Annotated in this window: 20 protein-coding genes; 3 read left to right on the top strand and 17 right to left on the bottom strand. The window is 70.4% G+C overall.

Going from position 1 to position 21,820, the window contains the following annotated elements:
• Window positions 1–10 precede the first annotated feature (10 nt).
• Entirely contained in the window at window positions 11–1,231 is a 1,221-nt protein-coding gene (locus tag ACFOY2_RS01115) for a deoxyguanosinetriphosphate triphosphohydrolase (RefSeq protein WP_379525973.1), read from the bottom strand.
• A gap of 81 nt (window positions 1,232–1,312) precedes the next feature.
• Here ACFOY2_RS01115 and ACFOY2_RS01110 point away from each other — a divergent pair, with 81 nt between their 5' ends.
• Both ACFOY2_RS01110 and ACFOY2_RS01105 read left to right on the top strand, forming a co-directional pair.
• Window positions 1,313–2,827, top strand: a complete 1,515-nt coding sequence (locus tag ACFOY2_RS01110; RefSeq protein WP_379525972.1) for a M48 family metallopeptidase — start codon at window positions 1,313–1,315, stop codon at window positions 2,825–2,827.
• Between the two features lie 46 nt (window positions 2,828–2,873).
• Window positions 2,874–3,410, top strand: a complete 537-nt coding sequence (locus ACFOY2_RS01105) for a GNAT family N-acetyltransferase (protein WP_379525971.1) — start codon at window positions 2,874–2,876, stop codon at window positions 3,408–3,410.
• 37 nt (window positions 3,411–3,447) lie between these two features.
• Here ACFOY2_RS01105 and ppdK read toward each other — a convergent pair whose 3' ends face one another.
• From ppdK to ACFOY2_RS01055, 10 genes are all read right to left on the bottom strand, one after another.
• Entirely contained in the window at window positions 3,448–6,081 is a 2,634-nt protein-coding gene (ppdK, locus tag ACFOY2_RS01100; protein WP_379525970.1) for a pyruvate, phosphate dikinase, read from the bottom strand.
• 367 nt (window positions 6,082–6,448) lie between these two features.
• Window positions 6,449–7,618 (bottom strand): HAMP domain-containing sensor histidine kinase, encoded by a 1,170-nt coding sequence (locus ACFOY2_RS01095; protein WP_379525969.1) that lies wholly within the window; start codon window positions 7,616–7,618, stop codon window positions 6,449–6,451.
• Window positions 7,615–8,280, bottom strand: coding sequence for a response regulator transcription factor (locus tag ACFOY2_RS01090; RefSeq protein ID WP_357810249.1), 666 nt, complete (start codon window positions 8,278–8,280; stop codon window positions 7,615–7,617). Before ACFOY2_RS01090 ends, ACFOY2_RS01095 begins: the two co-directional genes overlap by 4 nt.
• 10 nt (window positions 8,281–8,290) lie before the next feature.
• Window positions 8,291–9,142, bottom strand: a complete 852-nt coding sequence (locus tag ACFOY2_RS01085) for a S1C family serine protease (protein WP_379525968.1) — start codon at window positions 9,140–9,142, stop codon at window positions 8,291–8,293.
• On the bottom strand, window positions 9,139–10,080 hold the full coding sequence (locus ACFOY2_RS01080; protein ID WP_379525967.1) for a VWA domain-containing protein: 942 nt from the start codon (window positions 10,078–10,080) through the stop codon (window positions 9,139–9,141). Before ACFOY2_RS01080 ends, ACFOY2_RS01085 begins: the two co-directional genes overlap by 4 nt.
• Window positions 10,077–11,147, bottom strand: a complete 1,071-nt coding sequence (locus ACFOY2_RS01075) for a DUF58 domain-containing protein (protein WP_379525966.1) — start codon at window positions 11,145–11,147, stop codon at window positions 10,077–10,079. The genes ACFOY2_RS01080 and ACFOY2_RS01075 overlap by 4 nt, the downstream gene beginning before the upstream one ends.
• Window positions 11,144–12,127: an AAA family ATPase gene (locus tag ACFOY2_RS01070; protein WP_379525965.1), complete on the bottom strand. Its 984-nt coding sequence runs from the start codon at window positions 12,125–12,127 to the stop codon at window positions 11,144–11,146. Before ACFOY2_RS01070 ends, ACFOY2_RS01075 begins: the two co-directional genes overlap by 4 nt.
• Window positions 12,124–12,270, bottom strand: a complete 147-nt coding sequence (locus tag ACFOY2_RS01065; protein ID WP_357810262.1) for a hypothetical protein — start codon at window positions 12,268–12,270, stop codon at window positions 12,124–12,126. The genes ACFOY2_RS01070 and ACFOY2_RS01065 overlap by 4 nt, the downstream gene beginning before the upstream one ends.
• Before the next feature lie 395 nt (window positions 12,271–12,665).
• Window positions 12,666–14,051: a glycine--tRNA ligase gene (locus ACFOY2_RS01060; protein WP_379525964.1), complete on the bottom strand. Its 1,386-nt coding sequence runs from the start codon at window positions 14,049–14,051 to the stop codon at window positions 12,666–12,668.
• Between the two features lie 95 nt (window positions 14,052–14,146).
• Complete coding sequence (locus ACFOY2_RS01055; protein ID WP_379525963.1) at window positions 14,147–14,434, bottom strand: antibiotic biosynthesis monooxygenase family protein; 288 nt, start codon at window positions 14,432–14,434, stop codon at window positions 14,147–14,149.
• Window positions 14,435–14,566: 132 nt separating this feature from the next.
• On the opposite strand from ACFOY2_RS01055, the gene ACFOY2_RS01050 reads away from it, so the two are divergent.
• A complete protein-coding gene (locus ACFOY2_RS01050) occupies window positions 14,567–14,911 on the top strand; it encodes a DUF6703 family protein (RefSeq protein ID WP_379525962.1) in 345 nt (114 codons plus the stop codon).
• A 6-nt stretch (window positions 14,912–14,917) separates the two neighbouring features.
• Here ACFOY2_RS01050 and ACFOY2_RS01045 read toward each other — a convergent pair whose 3' ends face one another.
• From ACFOY2_RS01045 to sucC, 6 genes are read right to left on the bottom strand one after another with little or no spacing between them, the layout of a single operon-like run.
• Window positions 14,918–16,447 (bottom strand): aldehyde dehydrogenase family protein, encoded by a 1,530-nt coding sequence (locus ACFOY2_RS01045; RefSeq protein WP_379525961.1) that lies wholly within the window; start codon window positions 16,445–16,447, stop codon window positions 14,918–14,920.
• 10 nt (window positions 16,448–16,457) lie between these two features.
• On the bottom strand, window positions 16,458–18,179 hold the full coding sequence (gcl, locus tag ACFOY2_RS01040) for a glyoxylate carboligase (protein WP_379525960.1): 1,722 nt from the start codon (window positions 18,177–18,179) through the stop codon (window positions 16,458–16,460).
• Entirely contained in the window at window positions 18,176–19,036 is an 861-nt protein-coding gene (locus ACFOY2_RS01035; RefSeq protein ID WP_379525959.1) for a 2-hydroxy-3-oxopropionate reductase, read from the bottom strand. The genes gcl and ACFOY2_RS01035 overlap by 4 nt, the downstream gene beginning before the upstream one ends.
• Window positions 19,033–19,797: a hydroxypyruvate isomerase family protein gene (locus ACFOY2_RS01030; protein WP_379525958.1), complete on the bottom strand. Its 765-nt coding sequence runs from the start codon at window positions 19,795–19,797 to the stop codon at window positions 19,033–19,035. The genes ACFOY2_RS01035 and ACFOY2_RS01030 overlap by 4 nt, the downstream gene beginning before the upstream one ends.
• A complete protein-coding gene (gene sucD / locus ACFOY2_RS01025) occupies window positions 19,794–20,669 on the bottom strand; it encodes a succinate--CoA ligase subunit alpha (RefSeq protein ID WP_379525957.1) in 876 nt (291 codons plus the stop codon). Before sucD ends, ACFOY2_RS01030 begins: the two co-directional genes overlap by 4 nt.
• Window positions 20,669–21,799, bottom strand: a complete 1,131-nt coding sequence (sucC, locus tag ACFOY2_RS01020) for an ADP-forming succinate--CoA ligase subunit beta (protein WP_379525956.1) — start codon at window positions 21,797–21,799, stop codon at window positions 20,669–20,671. Before sucC ends, sucD begins: the two co-directional genes overlap by 1 nt.
• Window positions 21,800–21,820: the final 21 nt, after the last annotated feature.

Here is a 21,820-nt window from a genome sequence, read left to right as displayed (position 1 = left end):
CAAACCTTGGTCAGCGAGTGAGCCTTCTGTGCCAGGCCACCGCCGAGGTGTCGGTCAGCGAGGCGATCTGGTCGATGACGACCCGGACGCGCGCCGCGTCGTCGGCGGCGGCGATGAACGCGGGTCTGAAGGCGGGCTCCAGGGTGCCGGGCGCGCCCAGGGTGATCAAGGAGGCCAGTTCGGTGATGAGGTCGCGCTGCCTGGCCTGGTTGGCGTTGTGGTCCTCGGTCGTCATCACGTAGTGGGCGGTGACGCCCTTGAGCAGCGCGCACTCCAGCCGGGTGGCGGGCGGCACGACCAGGTCGGCGCGGTGGCGTGAGCCGTACACCTCCTTGGTGGCGGTCTGCGCGGAGCGGCAGAAGCGGCCGATGAGCCCGCTGGTGAGGGCCTTCAGCCCGGCCAGGTCGGCGAGTGTGGCGGCGAAGTGGCGGGGCCAGAGCGGGTCGGCGATCAGCTTGGCGAAGATCCGCTCCAGCTCGTCGAGGTCGGCTCCGGGGGCGTACCAGGTGCGGGTGGTCTCGCACACCGCTCGGCGCTCCTCACGCGAGCGCAGGGCCTCGGGGGTGACGTGTCCTGAGTGCAGGGCGTCCTCGAGGTCGTGCACGGAGTAGGCGACGTCGTCGGCCCAGTCCATGATCTGCGCCTCGAAGCTGACCCTGCCCTGCGGCGCGCCCTCCCTGATCCACTCGAAGACCGGCAGGTCGTCGTTGTAGACGCCGAACTTCGGTGATTTGTCGCAGGTCCATGGATATTTGATCGAGGCGTCGAGCACCGCCCTGGTGAGGTTGAGGCCGGCGCTGCGGCCGTCCTCGGTGAGGACCTTGGCTTCGAGCCTGGTCAGCAGGCGCAGGCTCTGGGCGTTGCCCTCGAACCCGCCGCACGAGGCCGACAGCGCGTTGAGCGCCATCTCCCCGTTGTGGCCGAAAGGCGGGTGCCCCAGGTCGTGCGCCAGGCAGGCGGTTTCGACGAGGTCGGGGTCGACGCCTAGCGTGCGGCCCATCTCCCTGCCGACCTGGGCGCATTCGAGGGAGTGCGTCAGCCGGGTGCGCGGGATGTGCTGGCCGCCGCCGAGCGTCTCTCCGGGGCCCACGACCTGCGTCTTGGCGGCCAGCCTGCGCAGGGCGGCACTGTGCAGCACTCGGGCGCGGTCGCGCTCGAATGCGGTTCGTTCGGGATTGCCGGGAGGTTCCGGAACCCAACGTGCTTGGTCATGCTCGTCGTAGTACGACATCAGTTCAGCGATTTTATCCAGTTTCAGGTCTCCGCTAATGTCAACCCTCGCGAGAACCCATTCCCCGGGGAGCCCTCCCTCATGACGACAGCGTTCCGAGCAGTGCTGGCCTTCGGCCTGCTCGCCGGCTTCTACGTCTTGGTCGCCCTCATCCTGGCGGCCGCGATCTTCTTCGACGTCCTCCTCATCGTCGACTTCCACCCGAACACGGTGAAGTTCGCGATCGTCCTCACCCTGGCCGCGGGCGCGCTGGTCCGGGCCCTGCTCATGGTGACCCGCCGGCGCGGTGGCGAGCAGCCAGGCGTGCCGGTGGGACGCGAGCACGAGCCCGTCCTCTGGCAGACCGTCGAGGACCTGGCCAGGCGCGTGCGCACGGCCCCACCCGATGAGATCCGCCTGGTCGCCGAGGTCAACGCGGCCGTCTCGGAAGAGACCCGCTGGCTGGGGATGAAGGCGACACGGCGGCGGATGTTCATCGGGCTGCCGCTGCTGCAGACGCTGACGGTGGACGAGTTGCGCGCGGTGCTCGGGCACGAACTCGGCCACTACAGCGGCGCCCACACGCGGCTGGGCGCGCCGGTCTACCGGGGACGCATGTCGCTGATCGCCACCGTGCAGGGGTTGGGCAACCACCCGTTCTTCCAGCGCGTGTTCACCTGGTACCTCAAGCTGTATCTGCGCATCTCCCAGGCCGTCTCGCGCAGGCAGGAGCTGGAGGCCGACGTGTTCGCCGTCTCGATCGGCGGCAGGCAGGCGATGGCGGGCGCCCTCCGCAAGATCCACTCCACCGTTCTGGGCTGGGAGCTGTACGTCAACGGCTACCTGTCCTTGACGGGCAAGGGCGGCGCCAGGCCGGCGTCGGTGTTCGGGGGCTTCCACGCGCTGATGAGCGACCCGGAGCGGCAGGCGGAGATCGCCAGGCTGAGCGAGCAGCCCGAGGAGCGCTCCCCGTACGACTCCCACCCGAGCCTGGCCGAGCGCCTGGCCGCGATCGAGCACCTGCAGGAGCCCCAGCAGGTGCCCGACCCCCGTTCCGCGCTGACGCTGCTGCGGGACGCCAACGTGGCGGTCCAGGCGGTGGAGCAGTCGATGTGGACGCCGGAGGCGCTGGCGGGGCTGCGGCCGGTGCCGTGGGAGGAACTGGTGGCAGGCGCCATGTACGAGGGCCGCAACGCCGACGCCCTGCGCGACCTGGCGATGGCCGGGCAGGAGACCATGGGGGCGGCGCAACCGTACCTGGACGCGGCCTTCGAGGCGATCGCGCGGGGCCGGCAGGCGGAGTTGGAGGGCAGGCTCCTGGAGCACGGCTGGAAGCCGTCGGAGACGCTGCTGTCGGGGGTGCTCGGGCAGGCGCTGGAGGCGGTGCTGATCGAGCTCGGCCAGGCCAGGTGGACGTTGTCGTGGTCGGGTCCCGCGCGGCTGCTGTACGACGACGGCGAGGAGGTGTCGCTGTCGGAGTACGCGGCCCAGGTGGCGGCCAATCCGGCGGCCGTGGCGGGGCTGCGGCAGTGGCTGGGCGATCATGGCATGCGTCACGACTACGTGCCCGTCCCGTCGTTCAGCGGCGTGATCGCGGCCGTGCAGGCCCCGATCTGACGGAAAACCGGTTGCCCCGTCGATCGCCCGTGGCCATGATCGGCGGATGCGCATCGAGTTCACCCGTTTCTCGGCCGCCGACGACGTCGAGGCGCTCGTCGGCTTCCTGACGGGCGAGGAATGGCCCTTCCACGCGGGCAGGCAGGAGCCGGACACGGTGCGGCGCCGGGCCGCTGAGGGCGTTTACGACGACGAGGAGTCCAGGACGTTCTGGATCGTCGTCGAGGGAGAGCGCGCCGGCCTGGTGCGGCTGCAGGACCTCGCCGACGACACGCCCATGTTCGACCTGCGGATCGGGCGGGCGTGGCGGGGCAGGGGCGTCGGCGCTCAGGCGCTTTCGTGGCTGACCGGTTACCTGTTCACCGAGCTGCCCGGCGTCCTGCGCATCGAGGCCACCACGCGCCAGGACAACCACGCCATGCGGGCGGTGTTCCGCAAGGGCGGCTACGCGAAAGAGGCCCACTACCGGCAGGCGTGGCCGGACCTGGACGGCGTCCGCCACGACTCGGTCGGCTACGCCGTCCTGCGCGACGACTGGCGTTCGGGGACGGTGACCCCTCCCGACTGGGACGACGAGCCGTAGGCATCCGGCGCGCGGCCCGCACCGGATGCCGGGGATGTCACCTGGTGTCGGAATCCGTCTCCGCCAGGGCCGCGCGGCCGGCCTCCAGCCGGGCCACCGGGATCCGGAACGGGCTGCACGAGACGTAGTCCATGCCCACCTCGTGGCAGAAGTGGACCGAGTCGGGGTCGCCTCCGTGCTCGCCGCAGATGCCGATGTGGAGGTCCGGCCGGGCGGCCCTGCCCTCCCGCACGGCGATGGCGACCAGCCGGCCCACGCCGTCCCTGTCGAGCGACTCGAACGGCGATACGCCGAAGATGCCCAGGTCCAGGTACTGGGAGAAGAAGGCGGCCTCGACGTCGTCGCGGGAGAAGCCCCACGCCATCTGGGTGAGGTCGTTGGTGCCGAAGGAGAAGAACTCGGCGGCCTCGGCGATCTGGCCGGCCGTCAGCGCCGCCCTCGGAACCTCGATCATGGTGCCGATCAGGGCCTCGACGCCGACCTCCGCCAGAATCCTGGCGGACTCCTCCCGTACGGCCTCCAGCTCCTGAACGGTGGCGACAAGCGGGATCATGATCTCGGGCCGGGCCCCCCGCACCTCCTTGGCGGCCTCGGCTATCGCCCTGACCTGCATGTCGAACAGGCCGGGGATCACCAGTCCGAGGCGGACGCCCCGCAGGCCGAGCATCGGGTTCTGCTCGTGCAGGCGCTTGACGGCCGCCAGGAGCTTGCGGTCCTTGTCGGTGGCCTCCTCCGTGGCGACCCTGACCGACAGCTCGACGATGTCGGGCAGGAACTCGTGCAGGGGCGGGTCGATGAGGCGGATGGTGACGGGGTTGCCGTCCATGGCACGGAAGATGGCGGCGAAGTCGGATTTCTGGAGGGGTTCCAGGGCGTCCAGGGCCTGCCGGCGCTCCTCGTCGGTGGTGGCCAGGACCAGGTCCTCGACGAGCTGACGGCGTTCGCCCAGGAACATGTGCTCGGTGCGGCACAGGCCGATGCCCCGGGCGCCGAAGCGGCGGGCGCGGGCGGCGTCCTCGGGGGTGTCGGCGTTCGCCCTGATCCCGAGCCTTCTGACCTCGTCGGCGTGGCGCATGATCCGGTCCACGGCCTTGACCAGCTCGCCGTCCGGTTCCGCGCCCTCGAAGTACTCCACGACCTCCGAGGCCACCACGGGCACCTCGCCGAGGTAGACCTCCCCGCTGGTCCCGTCGATGGAGATGACCTCGCCTTCCGAGACCACGACGCCGCCCGGCGCGGTGAACCTGCGCTCGCCGGTCGCCACCTCCAGTTCCTCGGCCCCGCACACGCACGTCTTGCCCATGCCGCGCGCCACCACGGCCGCGTGGGAGGTCTTGCCGCCTCGGCTGGTCAGGATGCCCTTGGCGGCGATCATGCCGGCCAGGTCGTCGGGGTTGGTCTCGCGGCGGACGAGGATGACGTCCTCGCCCCGCTCGGCCAGCTCCACGGCGCGCGCGGAGGAGAAGACGGCCTTGCCGACAGCGGCTCCCGGCGAGGCGTTCATGCCCTTGGCGATCTTCTTCTTCTCGGCGGCGGCGTCGAAGCGGGGGAACATGAGCTGGGCGAGCTGGTCGCCGGTGACCCGGGTGACGGCCTCGTCAAGGGTGATCAGGCCCTGGTCGACGAGCTGGGTGGCGATCCTGAACGCCGCCGCGGCGGTGCGCTTGCCGACCCGGGTCTGGAGCATCCACAACTTGCCGCGCTCGATCGTGAACTCGATGTCGCACAGGTCCTTGTAGTGGTTCTCCAGGGTCTCCATGATCTGGAGGAGCTCGTCGTACGAGCGCCTGTCGATGTTCTCGAGCTCTTCCAGCGGGATCGTGTTGCGGATGCCCGCCACCACGTCCTCGCCCTGGGCGTTTTGCAGGTAGTCGCCGTAGATGCCCTGATGGCCGGAGCCCGGGTCGCGGGTGAAGGCGACGCCGGTGCCTGAGTCGTTGCCGACGTTGCCGAAGACCATGGCCACGACGTTGACGGCGGTGCCGAGGTCGGCGGGGATACGTTCCTGGCGGCGGTAGAGGATCGCGCGGGGGGCGTTCCAGGAGTCGAAGACCGCCAGGATGGCCAGGCGCATCTGCTCGCGCGGGTCGGCGGGGAAGTCCGTGCCCGTCTGGTCGCGGACGATGGCCTTGAACGTCTCGACGAGCCTCTGCAGTTCGCCGGCCGACAGGTCGGTGTCCAGCCGCCGGCCCTTCAGCCTGTCCAGCGCCTCCTCGAACAGGTCGCCGTCGATGCCGAGCACGGTCTTGCCGAACATCTGGATGAGCCTGCGGTAGGAGTCCCAGGCGAAGCGGTCGTTGCCGCCGGCCTGCTTGGCCAGGCCGTGCACGGATTCGTCGTTGAGCCCGATGTTGAGGACCGTCTCCATCATCCCCGGCATGGAGAACTTCGCCCCTGATCGGACGCTGACCAGCAGCGGGTCGTCGGCCTGCCCGAGCTTGCGGCCCATGGCGGCTTCGAGCGCGTCCAGGTGCCCGGCGACCTCCTGCTCCAGGCCGTCCGGCTGGTCGCCTTCCGCCAGGTAGTGGCGGCAGGCGTCCGTGGTGATCGTGAATCCGGGGGGAACGGGCAGCCCGAGGTTGGTCATCTCCGCGAGGTTCGCGCCTTTACCGCCGAGGAGATCTTTGAGATTCCTGTTGCCCTCGGTGAAGTCGTAAACATACTTGGCCACCACAGCTCCAATCCAACGCCTCTGCCCGGACTCTACCGGTGAAATTGATGATGAAACTGCACTCCCTTGTTCATTCCGCGTTTGCGCAGGTAGATGACCTGATACAGGTCTAATCCAATTATAAGACCAGATGGCGGAAAATTGGATTAGACCAATTGGTTTAAACCAATTCTTGAGCAACGGCGGGGTTAGGTGGAGAATCGGATCACACCCCCACCAGGAGGCGCCCATGGCCACTCCTACAAAGCCCAGGCAGGGCCATCGCCGATCCCGCGGCCACGCTGGTCGTGACGGGGCTGCGGGCGGCGGTGTTCGTGCTGCCTGTGCCGGCGTTCCTGATCACCCGCGCCCTGTGCGGGCGTAGACCCTAACGCAGAGGGTTGTCCTCGGGGATCGGGCCGCCCAGGCCGCCGCGCGCCGGCAGCCAGAGGACGAACGTGGCCCCTTCCCCGAGCGTGGAGAAGACCGCCACCTTGCCCCCGTGCGACTCCACGATCTGGCGGACGATGGCCAGGCCCAGGCCCGTGTGGCGGTCGCGGCGGCTGGACTCGCCGCGCCAGAAGCGGTCGAACACCCGCGCCTGGTCCGCCGCCCCGATCCCCGGTCCGTCGTCGCCGACCGCCACCCACAGCCAGCCCTCCAGCCGGTCCGCGCCGACCCTGATCACGCCGCCCCCGGGTGACAGGCGCACGGCGTTGGAGAGCAGGTTCGCCACGGCGCGGCGCAGCGCGTCTGAGTCGCCGGTCATCTCCAGGCTCGACCCCAGGGAGCGGGTGATCGTGAGCGCGCGGGCGGCGGCCGGAGCCGCGTACTCCTCGCAGGCGTCCCCCACCACCCTGGCCAGGTCCAGGTCGGCGTCGGCGAACGCGCCGCCCTGGCGTCTGGCGCTGGCCAGCAGGTCTTCCACGAGCTTGGTCATGCGGGTGGTCGCGCGGTCCACGATGGCCACGGCTCTGGCCCGTTCCTCGTCGGTGGCGCCGGGGTCGTTGAGCACGGCGTCCACGTTCGCCCTGATGATCGTCAGCGGGCTGCGCAGTTCGTGGGAGGCGTCGTCGATGAGCTGGCGCTGCGCGCTGAAGGCCTCCTGCAGGCGGTCCAGCATGGTGTCGATGGTGTCGGCCAGGTCCTTCAGCTCGTCGCGCGGCCCGTTCAGCCTGATCCGCCTGGTCAGGTCGGTGGCCTGGATCTCCTCCGTGGTGTCGGTGATCGACTTGACCGGGCGCAGGACGCGGCCCGCGAGCACCCAGCCGATGCCGAGGCTGGCGGCGCAGAGTCCGGCGAGCGTGACCAGCGAGTAGTCGCGCAGCAGGGACAGCGTCTGGACCTTGACGATGTTCTCGACCTGCTCGGCGAAGACGACCTCGCGCTTGCCGATGTACTCGGTGCCCCGGTAGGTCTTGGCGAACTCCGTGGTGTACGGGCGCTGGTCGGTGGTGCGGTAGACGGCGAAGTAGATGCCGCCGAGCACGAGCGCGGCCAGCACGAACAGCAGCCCTGAGTAGAGCACGGTGAGCCGGAAGCGGATGGAGTGGATCATGCCGGTTCCTTGAGCCGGTAGCCCCGGCTGATCACCGTCTCGATCAGGCCCTCTTCCTGCAGCTTGCGGCGCAGGTTGCCGACCGTGACGCGCACGGTGCTGGTGAACGGGTCGGTGTGCTCGTCCCAGACGTGTTCGAGCAGCTCCTCGGCGGACACGACGTGGCCCGGCCTGGTCATCAGGTAGTGCAGCACGCCGTACTCCTTGGGGGTGAGCGCCAGCGACCTGCCGTCCAGCGAGACCTCCATCCGGGCCGTGTCGATCCGCAGCCCGCCCACCTCCAGCACGGAGGTGCCGCCGCCGGCCTCCCTGCGCAGCAGCGCCCGCACCCTGGCCAGCAACTCGGGGAAGGCGAACGGCTTGACCAGGTAGTCGTCGGCGCCCTCGTCGAGCCCGCGCACGCGGTCGTCCAGCCGGTCGCGGGCGGTGACCATGATGATCCGCACGCCGCCCCCTGCCGCCCGCACGCCGCGGCAGAGCTGGAAGCCGTCGCCGCCGGGCAGGTTCAGGTCGAGCAGGACCAGGTCATACGAGTTGACCTCCAGCTTCTCGTGCGCCGACGGCGCGTCGTAAGCCACGTCAACCGCGTATCCCGCGCGGACGAGCCCGACCCGGAGCGCGTCCACCAGGTCTTCCTCGTCCTCCACCACAAGCAATCGCATGCCAAGGACCCTAGTTTCGGATGATTCGTTCTGCGATGGGCGCCGCCCTGTCGATCGGGATGGCGAACCCGATGCCGATGTTGCCACCGCCCCTGCTCGAAGCGATCGCCGTGTTCACCCCGACGACCTCGCCTCTGGCGTTGACCAGCGGGCCGCCCGAGTTGCCCGGGTTGATCGAGGCGTCGGTCTGGACGGCGGTGCGGCGGGAACCGCCCAGGCGCACCTCCCTGTCCAGGGCGCTGACGATGCCGGCGGTGACCGTGCCCGACAGGCCCAGCGGCGAGCCGATCGCGAGCACCTGGTCGCCGACGGCCAGGTCGGACGAGCGGCCGAGCGTCGCCGGCGTCAGGTCCTGAGGGTAGTTCACCTCCAGCACCGCCAGGTCCTCGTCGTCGTCCTCGCCGATCACCCGGGCGCCCAGCCTGCGGCCGTCGCTCAGCACCACCGTCGCCCGCAGGTTGCCCCTGATCACGTGCGCGTTGGTGAGGATGTGGCCGCGATCGTCCACCACGAACCCCGACCCGCCGCCGCTGCCGGCCTCCACGGAGACCACGCTGGGCAGCACGCGCGCCGCCGTCGCGCTCATCCCGCCCAGGCTGGCCGACGGGGCCGGCGCCACCCTGGGCAGGGCCGCGGCGGGGGCCGGCTCAGACGACCCTTCGAAGAGCCTGGCCCCCGCCACGCCCGCCGCCGCACCGGTGAGGGCCGCAACGAGCGCGGCCGTCACCAACAGGCGCCCCCTGTGCGGCGACGTCGGAAGAACCTTGGTCGCCGGTCCTGACCGGACCTCCGGCTCCTGGGTGGCCTGGCCGATCCGCACCGTCACGAACTCCGGGCCGCGCGGGCTCCCGAGGCCCCTCATGGAAGCCTCGAGAACCACAACATCGACGTCACCGCCGCGATCAGCGCGAAGATCATGCCCGCCGCCACGAACCACTGCCATACCTCCTGCTGCTCGGTCCGGTAGCCGACCGACGTGCCGATGTCCTCGTAGACCGCCTGCAACTCATCGCCGCTGGCCGCCTCGTAGAAGTTGCCGCCCGCCGACTCGGCCAGCCCGCGCAGCGCGGGCCCGTCCACCGGCACGGGGACATCGCTGCCCGAGAGGCTGATGGTGCCGTCCGGCGTGCCGTAGGCGATGGTGGTGACGGGCACGCCCCTGGAGGAGGCCTCCGCCGCCGCGTCGCCCACCGTGCGGCCCGTGGTGCTGGAGCCGTCGGACAGCAGCACGATGTGCGCGGGCGGCGCCTCCTCCTCGGAATCCAGCGCGGCGATGGCCTCCAGCGAGGAGAAGACCGCCTCGCCGATGGCGGTGCCGGACGCGGTGTCGAGCCGGTCGAGCGCGCTGAGCACGCTCTGCCGGTCCGTGGTCGGCGCCACGGCCACCGTGGCCGAGGAGGAGAACGACACCAGGCCCAGGTTGAACCGCTCCGGCAGCCCGTCGACGAACTGCCTGGCCGCCTGCTTGGCCGCCTCGAACCGGTTCGGGGTGACGTCGGTGGCGCCCATGGACGCGGACACGTCGAACGCCACCATGATCGTCGCCCGTTCCCTGGGCACCTGCACCTCGGCCGTCGGCCGGGCGAAGCCGATCACGAGCAGGGCGAACATGAGCAGCAGCGCCGCCGCGGGCACGTGCCTGCGCCAGCCGGGGCCCTTCGGGGCGACCTTGTCGAGCAGGTCGAGGTTGGTGAATCGGACGGCGTACGAGCTGCGCCGCAGCGTCATGACCACGTAGCTGAGCGCGAGCAGCGCCACGGGGATGAGCAGCAGCAGCCAGAAGGGCGCGATCAGCGTCACGCCGCATCACCTCCTGAGCCGTGCGGGTGTTGGGGCGGGCCCTGAGGCTGGGGGTGCGGCGGGTTTTGGGACGGGCGGTTCCGGCCCGGGCCGCCGCCGGAACCGCCCGCCCCTCCTGGGTGGCCGCGCGACGTCGGACTCGCGGCCAGTGCCGCCAGTCGGCGCTGCTTCATGACGTGCTGGACCAGGTCGCGCACCCAGTCCCGGTCCGTGCGCAGCCGCAGGTGGGCGGCCCCGGCCCGGCGCACCGCCCCCGCGATGGCGTCCCGCTGCTCCGCGGCCGCCTCGGCGTACCTGCGGCGCAGCCGGGCGTTGCCGGTGGCGACCTCGCGCCGCCGCCCGGTCTCCGGGTCGATCAGCGTCAGGATCCCCACGTCGGGCAGGGTCAGCTCACGCGGGTCGAGCACCTCCACGGCCAGCACCTGGTGCCTGACCGCCAGCCTGCGCAGCGGCGGCTCCCAGGTCTGCGGGTCGTCGAGGAAATCCGAGACGACCACGACCAGGCCGCGGCGGCGCACCACCCGGCCGAGCTGTTCTGCCGCCACGCCGATCAGTCCGCTGCGCACGTTAGCGGCCAGCGGCTCGGCGGTGCCCGGCGGGGTCCTGGGCAGCCCGAACGCCGCCTGCAGCAGCGCCATCAGGTGCGGCCGGCCCGTCCTGGCGGGCAGCGTCCTGACGCCGCCGCCGTGCAGCACGTGGGCGCCAATTCTGTTGCCGGTCCGCTGGGTCAGGAAGCCGACAGCGGCCAGCGCCGACAGCGCCAGCTCCCGCTTCTCCATCGCCGCCGTGCCGAAGTCCATGCTGGCGGTGGCGTCGAGCAGCGCCCAGATCTCCAGCTCGCGGTCGGCGACCAGATCCCGCACGTGCGGCTCGTTCGTGCGGGCGGTGACGTTCCAGTCCATCCGCCGCACGTCGTCACCCGCCTGGTACGGCCTGGTCTCCGCGGGCTCGCTGCCCGGGCCCGGCAGCAGTCCCAGATGCTCGCCCTGCAGCAGTCCATCCAGCCTCCTGGTGATCGTCAGTTCCAGCCTGCGCAGCGCGGGCTCGGCCATCAGATACGGCTTCATGCCACGGCTTCCTGCTGCTGGGGCGCGATGACTGGCATCGGCACCGCCGCCAGCACCCGGTCCACGACCTGCCTGGGTGGCACCCCGTCGGCCAGCGCGTCGAAGGAGAGCACCAGCCGGTGCGCCATGACGTCGTGGGCCAGGTCCCGTACGTCCTCCGGCAGCACGTAGTCGCGCCCCCGCATGAGCGCCAGCGCCCGGCCCGCCGCCAGCAGGCCCAGCGTGGCCCTGGGGCTGGCGCCGAAGGCCAGCAGCCGGCGCACCTCCTCCACCCCGTACCGCTCGGGGTCGCGGGTGGCGTAGACGAGGCGGACGGCGTACTCGGCGACCGCGTGATGCACGAAGACCTCCTCGGCCCGCCGCTGCAGGGCCAGAACCTGGGCGGCGTCGAGGATGGGCTGCGGGGCGGGCGGGTCCACGCTCATGCGGTAGACGATCGCCAGCTCCTCCGATTCGCTGGGATAGCCCACGTCGATCTTCATGAGGAAGCGGTCGCGCTGCGCCTCCGGCAGGTGGTAGACGCCCTCGGACTCGATCGGGTTCTGCGTGGCCAGCACCAGGAACGGCCTCGGCACGTCATGGGTGACGCCGCCGATGCTGACCTGCCGCTCGGCCATGATCTCCAGCAGGGCCGACTGCACCTTCGCGGGCGCCCTGTTGATCTCGTCGGCGAGCAGCAGGTTGACCATGACGGGGCCGAGCTCGATGTCGAACGACTCCGTCGACGGCCGGTAGATCCTGGTGCCGACGATGTCGGCGGGCACCAGGTCGGGTGTGAACTGCACGCGGGCGAACGTCCCTCCCACCACCGTGGCCATCGTCTCGGCCGCCAGCGTCTTGGCGATGCCGGGGACGCCTTCGAGAAGGCAGTGGCCCTTGGCGAGCACGGCCACGAGCAGCCGCTCGACCATGTGGTCCTGTCCGACGATCACCCGCTTGACCTCGAACAGCGCTCGTTCGAGCAACGCATGATCCGTCATGGCTGCACGACCTCTTTGTGGCAGTCGTCCACGACCACCCGCAGCTCCAACGCGGTCGGCTCGGGATCGGCGAACGCGGCGCTGCCGGTCATGAGTGCTGCGCCTGCGGCCAGCAGCACCAGAGCGAAACGTGATGTACGCATGGGTGTTCTCTTGTCCCCTCGTATCGATCCAGGCGACCTACCGGCCGCCATGTATCGGCTTAGGGGCCATGTCATCAAGCACCCACGAAAACCCGCGTAACTCCGGCCTTTACACCATTTTTCGGCCCCGCTCGTACACGTCAGGGCCCATGAAACGACGACAGAACCGTGTCCTTGGCGGTCACGGCGCGGGGCAACGATTCACCACGTGGCCGGGCAAGAATGCGCGCGTCACGGTGGGGCAGCGGTGAAGCGGAGGAGCGTCCCCCTGGAAGATCGCCAGCCCGATGCGGCGGGTGGAGCCCACTTGGCCTGCCGCAAAAGATGAGATGTTAAAAAACGGACCGCCCGCCGATATACGGCGGACGGCCCGTGAAAAGAACTACTCTAAAAAATCAGTCGTTCAGATGCTGGCGCAGGTAGGCGTCGACGCCGTCGATGGAGATGCGCTCCTGGGCCATGGAATCGCGCTCGCGGATCGTCACCGCGTGGTCTTCCAGGGTGTCGAAGTCGACCGTGATGCAGAACGGCGTGCCGATCTCGTCCTGGCGGCGGTAGCGGCGGCCGATCGCCCCCGCGTCGTCGAACTCGACGTTCCACCGGCGGCGCAACTGGGCGGCCAGGTCGCGGGCCTTCGGCGACAGGTCGGCGTTGCGCGACAGCGGCAGCACCGCGGCCTTGACCGGCGCGAGCCGGTGGTCGAGCCGCATGACCGTGCGCTTCTCCATGACGCCCTTGGCGTTGGGCGCCTCGTCCTCGCTGTAGGCGTCGAGCAGGAACGTCAGCGCGGCCCTGTCGACACCCGCCGCCGGCTCGATGACGTAGGGGATGTAGCGCTCCCCCGTCTCCTGCTCGAAGAAGCTGAGGTCGGCGCCGGACGCCTTGGAATGCGCGGTGAGGTCGAAGTCGGTGCGGTTGGCGATGCCTTCGAGCTCACCCCACTCCGAGCCGGTGAAGCCGAATCGGTATTCGACGTCGACCGTGCGCTTGGAATAGTGGGACAGCTTTTCCTGCGGGTGCTCGTAGAGGCGCAGGTTGTCCTTGTTGATGCCGAGGTCGGAGTACCAGCGGAAACGCTCGTCGATCCAGTACTGGTGCCATTCCTCGTCGGTGCCCGGCTTGACGAAGAACTCCATCTCCATCTGCTCGAACTCGCGCGTGCGGAAGATGAAGTTGCCCGGCGTGATCTCGTTGCGGAAGGACTTGCCGACCTGGCCGATGCCGAACGGGATCTTCTTGCGGGCCGACTGCTGCACGTTGAGGTAGTTGATGAAGATGCCCTGCGCGGTCTCGGGCCGCAGGTAGGCCAGGCCCGACTCGTCCTCGACCGGGCCGAGGTAGGTCTTGAGGAGGCCGCTGAACTGCCTGGGCTCGGTGAAGGTGCCCTTGTTGCCGCAGTTGGGGCAGGTGATGTCGGCCAGGCCGCCTTCTGGCGCCTTGCCGTTCTTCTCCTCGTAGGCCTCGATCAGGTGGTCGGCCCTGAAGCGCTTGTGGCAGGACTGGCACTCGGTGAGCGGGTCGGTGAAGGTGTCGACGTGGCCGCTGGCGCGCCACACCTCGGGCGCCAGGATGACGCAGGAGTCGAGGCCCACCACGTCGTCGCGCGACTGGACCGTCGACAGCCACCACTGACGCTTGACGTTGTTCTTCAGCTCGACGCCCAGAGGACCGTAGTCCCACGACGCGCGCAGTCCGCCGTAGATCTCGCTCGACGGGTATACCAGCCCGCGGCGTTTGGCGAGGCTGACGATGGTGTCCATGACGTCGGTGCGTCGTGCCATTTTGGTTGATTCTCTTTCCGGCTGGAGGTCGGCGAGTGAAATTGGTGAGATCCCAGCTTAGGGGACGCTCGAGTGCTCTCGCGCGCGAGTATTCTTCACGCGCCGCCTCGAAGGTAGACGTCCTCGAACGCGCTGGGTTCGTGGACCATGAGGATCATCATCGGATACATCACCATCCGGGCGGCGGACAGCGCCCTGCGGTAGAACCCGGCGCCCTCCCACTCCGTGACCAGCGCCCACAGGTTGGGCTCGTCGACCGAACGGGCCAGTCTGCCCCGCTGGAAGCCCGGCTGCCCGGCGAACGTGTCGAGGATGGTGTGGCCCTGCTTGACGAAATCTTGGGATTGGGACTCGGGAACGGTGTATCGGATCACGGCGAGCACCTGAACAGCCTAGAGGCGCTTGGCCGGAGTTCACCCGCGACCTCCGCGGCACCGAGAGGCGGCTCCCTTGAGCCCGGAGGTCCGCGCGGCTCCCATAGCCCCGCAGGGCCGCGGCTCCCGTAGGCTCGGGGGGTGGCCGCAAACAACAAGCGCCCGCTCCCCCAGGGCGAGCAGTTCTTCACACCGGGCGCGACCGGTCTGCGCAAGGCCGTCGAGCAGCGCAGCGCGGTGCCGATGACGTTCCTGTTCACGCAGGTGCCCCGCTGGGTGGCGCCGGCCGTGCTGGTGATCCTGCTGCTGGCGGGGTTCGCGGTGGCCAACCCGATCGGCGGGCTGGCCGTGCTGCCGGTGATCGCCTTCATCGGCTGGCTGGCGTACCTGTCGTGGCCGTCCCTGGGGGCCGGCGGGAAGCTGCTGCGGGTCGCCATGCTGACCTTCCTGGTGCTCCTGGTGGCGACCCGCTTCGGCGCTTTCTGAAAGGGGCTATGGGAGCAGCGTGTAGTGGGGGAAGTTGCCCGGCAGGCGTTCGCCGTCCTGGCCGGAGGTGGCGGCACGGACGAGCAGTTCGCCCCCGACGAACGCCCCCCGCCACGACGCCCCGAGCCCGCCGAACAGCTCCTCGCGGTCGCCCCGCGAGCGCGGCTTGTTGTGGCCCGTCTTGAACGCCCGCACCTGCGGCGCCAGCCGGTGGAATGTCTCTTCCTCGTCGCAGGAGAGCGTGGCCACCAGGGCGCCGTTGCTGGCGTTCATGGCGGCCAGCAGTTCGGCCTCGGTGTCGACGAGCACGATGGTGTCCACGGGGCCGAACGGTTCGGCGTGGAAGAGGGGTGAGGAGCGGGGCGGGTTGAGAAGCGCTGTAGGAGCGAAATACGCCGAAATATCCTGCCCCGGCAGGAAATGTCCGGAAGTCAGGGGCGCCCTGTGCACCGGCACCCCGCCCCTCGCCACCGCCTCGTCCACCTGATCGGCCAGTTCCTTGGCCTTCGAGGCGTTGATCAGCGGCCCGAAGTCCAGCTCGGGCAGCGGATCGCCGGGGTCGGACACCGCCAGCGGATGGCCGAACCGCAACGACCCGACCGCCCCCAGATAGGCCGCGAGGAACTCGTGGAACAGCGAACGCTGCACCACGAAGCGCGGATAGGCGGTGCACCGCTGCTTGCCGTAGTCGAAGGAGGCCCGGATCTGCCGGCCGAGCAGGTCCCAGTCGCCGTACTCCCACACGCCCCAGCAGTTGAGCCCCTCCTGCTCCAGCACGTGCCGCCGCCCGAGGTCGGCCAGCGAGGTCGCGACCTTCGCGCCCGCGTCCCTGCCGCCCACGAACGACACGCAGCCCAGCGAGCGCCCGCCGGCCAGGACCGGCGACAACTCCGCCCCTCCCCCGCTGACCAGCGTGAACGGCAGCCCTTCCCGCACGGCCAGCGCGCACGCGAGCGTCAGGCAGCACAATCCGCCGTCGGTGGGCGTCTTGGCGATCACCGCGTTGCCCGCCAGCGCCTGCACGAGCATGGCGTGCATGAGCACGCTCATCGGGTAGTTCCAGCTCGCGATGTTGCTGACGGGGCCGGGCAGCGGGGTCCGTCCTGCGACCATGCGGTCGATCTCGCCGACGTACCAGCGCACGCCGTCCAGACAGCGGTCCACGTCCGCGCAGGCCGTCTTCCACGGCTTGCCGATCTCCCAGACCAGCAGCAGGGCCAGCAGGTCGCGGTGGGCGGCCATGGACTCCACGGCCGCCGAGACCATCGCCTTGCGCTCGGAGAGCGGCAGGTGGCGCCAGCGGTTGTGCTCCTCGACGGCGCCCGCGACCGCCCGACCCGCGCCCGCCCTGTCGAGCCTGGGCGGCCCGGCGACGGCGGTGCCGTCCAGGGGCGAGAAGCCGGGCACGGGACGCCCGTCGCGGTGCCAGATGCCGCCCCAGTGGTTCAGCACCCGGTCGTCGTGGAAGGCTTCAGGAGCCGCAGCGCAGCAGGCGTTGTAGGCGTCCCGCCAGGCCGTTCCCGTCTTGAGCCGCATTCGTCCCTCCTCAGTCGGACCAGTCGGCGGTGATGAGCTCGGGCAGCGGCTCGAACTCCTTGATCGACTCCAGCGAGGGCCCCATGGCGGCGTTGGCCTCGCGTTCCACCATCACCTCCACCAGCACCGGCAGCCGCTCCCGTGCGGAGCGCGCGGTCGCCCACGCCAGCGCGTCGGGCAGGTCGTCCGGCAGCTCCACCCGGCGGGCCGGGCAGCCGAACGCCTCCATGGCCTTGACGTGGTCGATGCCGCCCTCTCCGTAGTGCAGGTCCACCGCGTAGTTCATGCCGTAAGGGAGCTCGGCCTGCCTGATGAGGCCCAGGTACTCGTTGTTGATCATGACGATGACGAACGGGATCCGGTACTGGGCTGCCACCGCGACCTCCTCCATCAGGAACTGGAAGGAGTAGTCGCCGACGACGGCCACGACCTGGCGTTCCGGATGCGCGCACTTGACGCCCATGGCGGCGGGCACCTCCCAGCCCAGCGGCCCGGCCTGCCCGCAGACCAGGTAGCGGCGCGGCAGGTAGGTGGTCTGGAACTGGCCCGACCAGATCTGGTAGAGCCCGATCGCGGTGACGAACGTGGTGTCCCTGGGGAAGTAGTCGTTGATCTCCTTGAAGACCCGCGGCGGCTTGATCGGCACGTCGTCGAAGTCGTCGCGTCTGGCCATCGTGCGGCGCAGGTCGGCGATCTTGCGCACCCATTTGCCCGGCGCCCGCGCCTCGCCCCTGCCGCGCGCCTCGTCCAGCATCTCGGCCAGCACCGGTCTGGCGTGCCCGACCACGCCCAGGTCGGGCTCGAAGACCCGGCCGATCTGCATGGGCTCGATGTCGACGTGGATGAAGGTGCGGCCCCGCCGGTAGACGTCGAGGTCGCCGGTGTGCCGGTCGCCGAAGCGGGCCCCGACGGCCAGGACGAGGTCGCTTTCGAGGAAGGCGGCGTTCCCCCACCGGGTCTGGGTCTGCGTGCCGGCCATCCCGGCGAACAGCGGGTGGTCCTCGGGGAAGGCGCCCTTGCCCATGAGCGTCACCTGCACGGGAACCTGGAGGTGCTCGGCCAGAGCGCGCAGCTCCTCGTGCGCGTCGGCGATGACCACGCCGCCGCCGGCCAGGATGATCGGCCGTCTGGCCCCGCTGAGCAGGTCCACGGCCCTGCGCACCGCCGAGGGCAGCGGGCGCGGCACCTCGACGGGCAGCGGCGCGTCCACGTCGGGGTCGTACAGGCAGCTTCCGCGCTGGACGTCGATCGGCAGGTCGATGAGCACCGGCCCCGGACGTCCTGAGCGGGCGATCCTGAACGCCTCGCGGAACACCCAGGGCGCCTGCGCGGGCTCCTTGAGCTGCACCGCCCATTTCGTCACCGGCCGGGCGATCTCCACGATGTCGACCGCCTGGAACGCCTCCTGGTGCAGCTTGGAGGTCGCCGCCTGGCCGGTGACGCAGATCATCGGGATCGAGTCGGCCAGCGCGGTGTAGAGGCCGGTGATCATGTTGGTCCCGGCCGGGCCCGACGTGCCGATGCAGACGCCGACGTTCCCCGTCACCCTGGACCAGCCGTCGGCCGCGTGGGTGCCGCCCTCCTCGTGGCGTACGGTGATGTGCCGGATCGAGCTGTGCTGGAGCGCGGCGTAGAGCGGCAGGATGGCCGCGCCGGGGATGCCGAAGACGGTGTCCACCCCCTCCGACTCCAGCACCGCCACCACCGCTTCCATGCACGGGATGCGCTTCATGCATTGAGCCTTTCGATCACTTTGAGCAGGGCGGAGTGGTCGAGCGAGCCGTGGCCCTGCGCCCTGGCCGCGGCCACGAGCTGGGCGACCTGACCGGTGAGCGGCAGGCTGACCCCGGCCTCGCGGGCGGCGGCGACGGCGATGCCCATGTCCTTGTGGTGCAGGTCGATCCGGAATCCGGGGTTGAACTCCCGTTTGACCATGGTGTGCCGCTTGAGTTCCAGGATCCGGGAGCCCGCCAGCCCGCCCGCGAGCACGTCGAGCCCGGCTCCCGGGTCCACCCCCGACGCCTCCAGCAGCACGATCGCCTCCGAGACGAGCCCGTAGATGCCGCCGACGACGAGCTGGTTGGCCGCCTTGACGGTCTGTCCCGCGCCGGCGGGGCCGACGTGCACGACGGTGGTGCCGAGCGTCCGCAGGACCGGGCCGGCCGCCTCGACGTCCTCGGCTGCGCCGCCCACCATGATCGACAGGGTGGCGTCGATCGCGCCGCGTTCGCCGCCGCTGACGGGGGCGTCCAGGGTCCGTACGCCGGCCTCTGCCGCCTTGCGCGCGACCCAGCGGGAGGTCTCCGGTTTGATGGTGCTCATGTCGACGTAGAGCAGCTTCGGCCTGCCGTACTCGATGACCAGGGGCGCGACCTCCTCGACCTGGGGCGAGTCGGGCAGCATCGTGATCACGATCTCCGCGCCCGCGACGGCCTCGACCGCGCTGGCCACGCCCTTGCCGCCGAGCTCGGCGAGCTGGTCGACCCGCTGCGGGCTCACGTCATACCCGGTCACGACATGTCCGGCTTTGAGGAGGTTTGCCGCCATCGGGCTGCCCATGATCCCCAAGCCGATGAACCCGATCCTCATGCCCGCCTCCAATCGAAGGCCCCCGGCCCCTCGTGCCGGTACTCCAGGCCGACGTGACCCCGATAGCCCGCGGCCTCCAGCCGCGCGAAGATCTCCGGGTACGGCATGCGCCCGCTCCCCGGCCTTCCCCTGCCGGGGTCGTCGGCGATCTGCACGTGGCCGAACCTGTGGCAGTGCCCGTCGATGAGCTTCAGCACGTCCTCGCCCATCCGGTGCAGGTGGTAGAGGTCGGCCAGGAAGGCCACGTTCTCCCTGTCCACCTCGTCGATCAGCTCGAACGCCGCCCGCGACGACGTGATCGGATATTTCGGGTTCTCGTGGGAATTGAGGGCCTCGACGACCACGGTCGCGCCGATGCCCGCCGCCGCGTCCGCGGCCCTGCGCAGGTTCGCCACGGCCAGGTCCCTGTCGGTGCCGGGGTCGTTGCCGTACAGAGCGTTGAGGACACCGCAGCCGAGCTCGCCCGCCAGCCTCACGGCGGCCTCGATGTTCGCCTGGAACCTGGCCGAACCCGAGGGCCTGGCCAGCAGGCCGCGCTCGCCCGCCGCCATGTCGCCGGCGTCGAAGTTCAGCCCGGCCAGGCGCACCCCGGCGTCCTCTATGGCCTGGCGCAGCGCCGCGAGCTCCGCGCCCGAGGGGTCGGGGCCGTCGAACGGCCACCAGAACTCGACGGCGTCGAACCCCGCCTTGGCCGCCGCGGCAGGGCGTTCGAGCAGCGGCAGGTCGGTGAGCAAAATGGAGAGATTGACGTCGAATTTCATGAGGGCAGCGCCGAGCGGAGGAGGCGGGCGGTTTCCGAGGGGGTGCGGCCGACTCTGACGCCGGCCGCTTCCAGGGCCTCCTTCTTGGCCTGGGCGGTGCCGGAGGAGCCGGAGACGATGGCGCCCGCGTGCCCCATGGTCTTGCCCTCCGGGGCGGTGAACCCGGCCACGTACGCGACGACGGGTTTGCTCACGTGCTCGGCGATGTAGGCGGCGGCCCGTTCCTCGGCGTCGCCGCCGATCTCGCCGATCATGACGATGGCGTCGGTGCCCGGGTCGTCCTGGAACGCCTGGAGGCAGTCGATGTGCGTGGTCCCGACGACGGGGTCGCCGCCGATGCCGACGGCGGTGGAGAAGCCGAGGTCGCGCAGTTCGTACATGAGCTGGTAGGTCAGCGTGCCCGACTTCGAGACCAGCCCGACGCGCCCGGCGGAGGTGATGTCGGCGGGGATGATCCCGGCCGACGACTGCCCGGGGCTGATCAGTCCTGGGCAGTTCGGCCCGATGATCCGGGTACGCCCGCCGGCCAGCGCCCGGAAGCGCACCGCGTCGTGCACGGGCACGCCCTCGGTGATGACCACGCACAGCGGCACGCCCGCCGCGACGGCCTCCTCCACGGCGCCGCCGGTGAAGCGCGGCGGCACGAACACCACCGACACCTCCGCGCCGGTCTCCGTCACCGCCTCGGCGACGGAGCCGAACACCGGCACCGTGCGCTCGCCGAAGTCCACCGACCGGCCGCCCTTGCCCGGGGTCACCCCGGCCACGACGTCGGTCCCCGCCGCCAGCATGCGGGCGGTGTGCCGGGTGCCCTCCGCGCCCGTCATGCCCTGAACGAGCACCCGGCTGTCCTTGGTCAGAAAGATCGCCACTACGCACCTGCCGAGAGTCTGGCCGCCATCTCGGCGGCGCCGTCCATGGTGGAGACCTGGCGGACGGCCGGGTGGCGGGCCTCGCTGAGGATGCGCCGGCCCACCTCGGCGTTGTTGCCGTCCAGCCGTACGACGATGGGCCTGCCCCGTCCGCGTTCGCCGAGGAGTTCCAGGGCGGTGACGATGCCGTTGGCCACCGCGTCGCAGGCCGTGATGCCGCCGAAGACGTTGACCAGCACCGAGCGCACGTCGGGGTCGGCCAGGATGATCTCCAGCCCGTCGGCCATGACCTGGGCGGAGGCGCCGCCGCCGATGTCCAGGAAATTGGCCGGGGCCGCGCCCGCGCCGGCGACCACGTCGAGCGTGCTCATGACCAGCCCTGCGCCGTTGCCGATGACGCCCACCCGGCCGTCCAGCTTGACGTAGTTGAGCCCTTTCGCCCTGGCCCTGTCCTCCAAGCTGTCCGTACGCTCCGCGTAGTCCCACGAGTGCCGGACGGCGGCGTTGTCGTCGAGGGTGACCTTGCCGTCGAGCGCCACGATGCGCTGGTCGGTCGTGCAGATCAGCGGGTTCACCTCGACGAGCAGCGCGTCCTCCGCCACCAGCACCCGCCACAGCCGCTCCAGCACCTCGGCCGCCTGCTCGGGCAGGCCCGCCTTGCCGGCGAGCTGCCTGGCGACGTCGGCGTCCACACCTGTCACAGGGTCGATCGGCAGCCTCACCAGCGCGTCGGGGTCGCCGGCTGCCAGCTCCTCGATCTCCATGCCGCCCTGGCTCGACACCATCGCCAGGAAGCCGCCCTCGGCCCGGTCGACCAGGAACGCCGCGTAGTACTCCTCGAACGGCACGGTCGCGGCTTCGACCAGCACGCTGCGCGCGATGTGTCCCTTGATGTCCATGCCGAGCACGCGGGCCGCCTCCTGCTCGGCCGAGACCGGCCCTGCCGCCGGCCTGATCCCGCCGGCCTTGCCCCGTCCACCGGTCTTCACCTGGGCCTTGATGACAACGGGCGTGTTCAGTTCCGCCGCGATCGCGCGGGCCTCGGCCGGGGTGGCCGCGATCCGGCCGGCCGGAACCGGAATGCCGTGACGCCCGAAGAGCTCCTTCGCCTGGTACTCGTACAGGTCCATTCGAGCCTCCTTTGTAGACGG

It is taken from the genome of Nonomuraea purpurea (genome assembly GCF_042650645.1).
Lineage (GTDB): Bacteria > Actinomycetota > Actinomycetes > Streptosporangiales > Streptosporangiaceae > Nonomuraea > Nonomuraea purpurea.
Note: the sequence above shows the minus strand (reverse complement) of the source record. Positions and strands in the feature narration are given on the sequence as shown.

Excerpts from the sequence above, each read along its gene's own strand:
- ACFOY2_RS01115 (WP_379525973.1), bottom strand. The coding sequence starts at position 1,231 with ATGTCGTACTACGACGAGCATGACCAAGCACGTTGGGTTCCGGAACCT.
- ACFOY2_RS01110 (WP_379525972.1), top strand. The coding sequence starts at position 1,313 with ATGACGACAGCGTTCCGAGCAGTGCTGGCCTTCGGCCTGCTCGCCGGC.
- ACFOY2_RS01105 (WP_379525971.1), top strand. The coding sequence starts at position 2,874 with ATGCGCATCGAGTTCACCCGTTTCTCGGCCGCCGACGACGTCGAGGCG.
- ACFOY2_RS01095 (WP_379525969.1), bottom strand. The coding sequence starts at position 7,618 with ATGATCCACTCCATCCGCTTCCGGCTCACCGTGCTCTACTCAGGGCTG.
- ACFOY2_RS01090 (WP_357810249.1), bottom strand. The coding sequence starts at position 8,280 with ATGCGATTGCTTGTGGTGGAGGACGAGGAAGACCTGGTGGACGCGCTC.
- ACFOY2_RS01085 (WP_379525968.1), bottom strand. The coding sequence starts at position 9,142 with ATGAGGGGCCTCGGGAGCCCGCGCGGCCCGGAGTTCGTGACGGTGCGG.
- ACFOY2_RS01075 (WP_379525966.1), bottom strand. The coding sequence starts at position 11,147 with ATGAAGCCGTATCTGATGGCCGAGCCCGCGCTGCGCAGGCTGGAACTG.
- ACFOY2_RS01070 (WP_379525965.1), bottom strand. The coding sequence starts at position 12,127 with ATGACGGATCATGCGTTGCTCGAACGAGCGCTGTTCGAGGTCAAGCGG.
- ACFOY2_RS01065 (WP_357810262.1), bottom strand. The coding sequence starts at position 12,270 with ATGCGTACATCACGTTTCGCTCTGGTGCTGCTGGCCGCAGGCGCAGCA.
- ACFOY2_RS01060 (WP_379525964.1), bottom strand. The coding sequence starts at position 14,051 with ATGGCACGACGCACCGACGTCATGGACACCATCGTCAGCCTCGCCAAA.
- ACFOY2_RS01045 (WP_379525961.1), bottom strand. The coding sequence starts at position 16,447 with ATGCGGCTCAAGACGGGAACGGCCTGGCGGGACGCCTACAACGCCTGC.
- gcl (WP_379525960.1), bottom strand. The coding sequence starts at position 18,179 with ATGAAGCGCATCCCGTGCATGGAAGCGGTGGTGGCGGTGCTGGAGTCG.
- ACFOY2_RS01035 (WP_379525959.1), bottom strand. The coding sequence starts at position 19,036 with ATGAGGATCGGGTTCATCGGCTTGGGGATCATGGGCAGCCCGATGGCG.
- ACFOY2_RS01030 (WP_379525958.1), bottom strand. The coding sequence starts at position 19,797 with ATGAAATTCGACGTCAATCTCTCCATTTTGCTCACCGACCTGCCGCTG.
- sucC (WP_379525956.1), bottom strand. The coding sequence starts at position 21,799 with ATGGACCTGTACGAGTACCAGGCGAAGGAGCTCTTCGGGCGTCACGGC.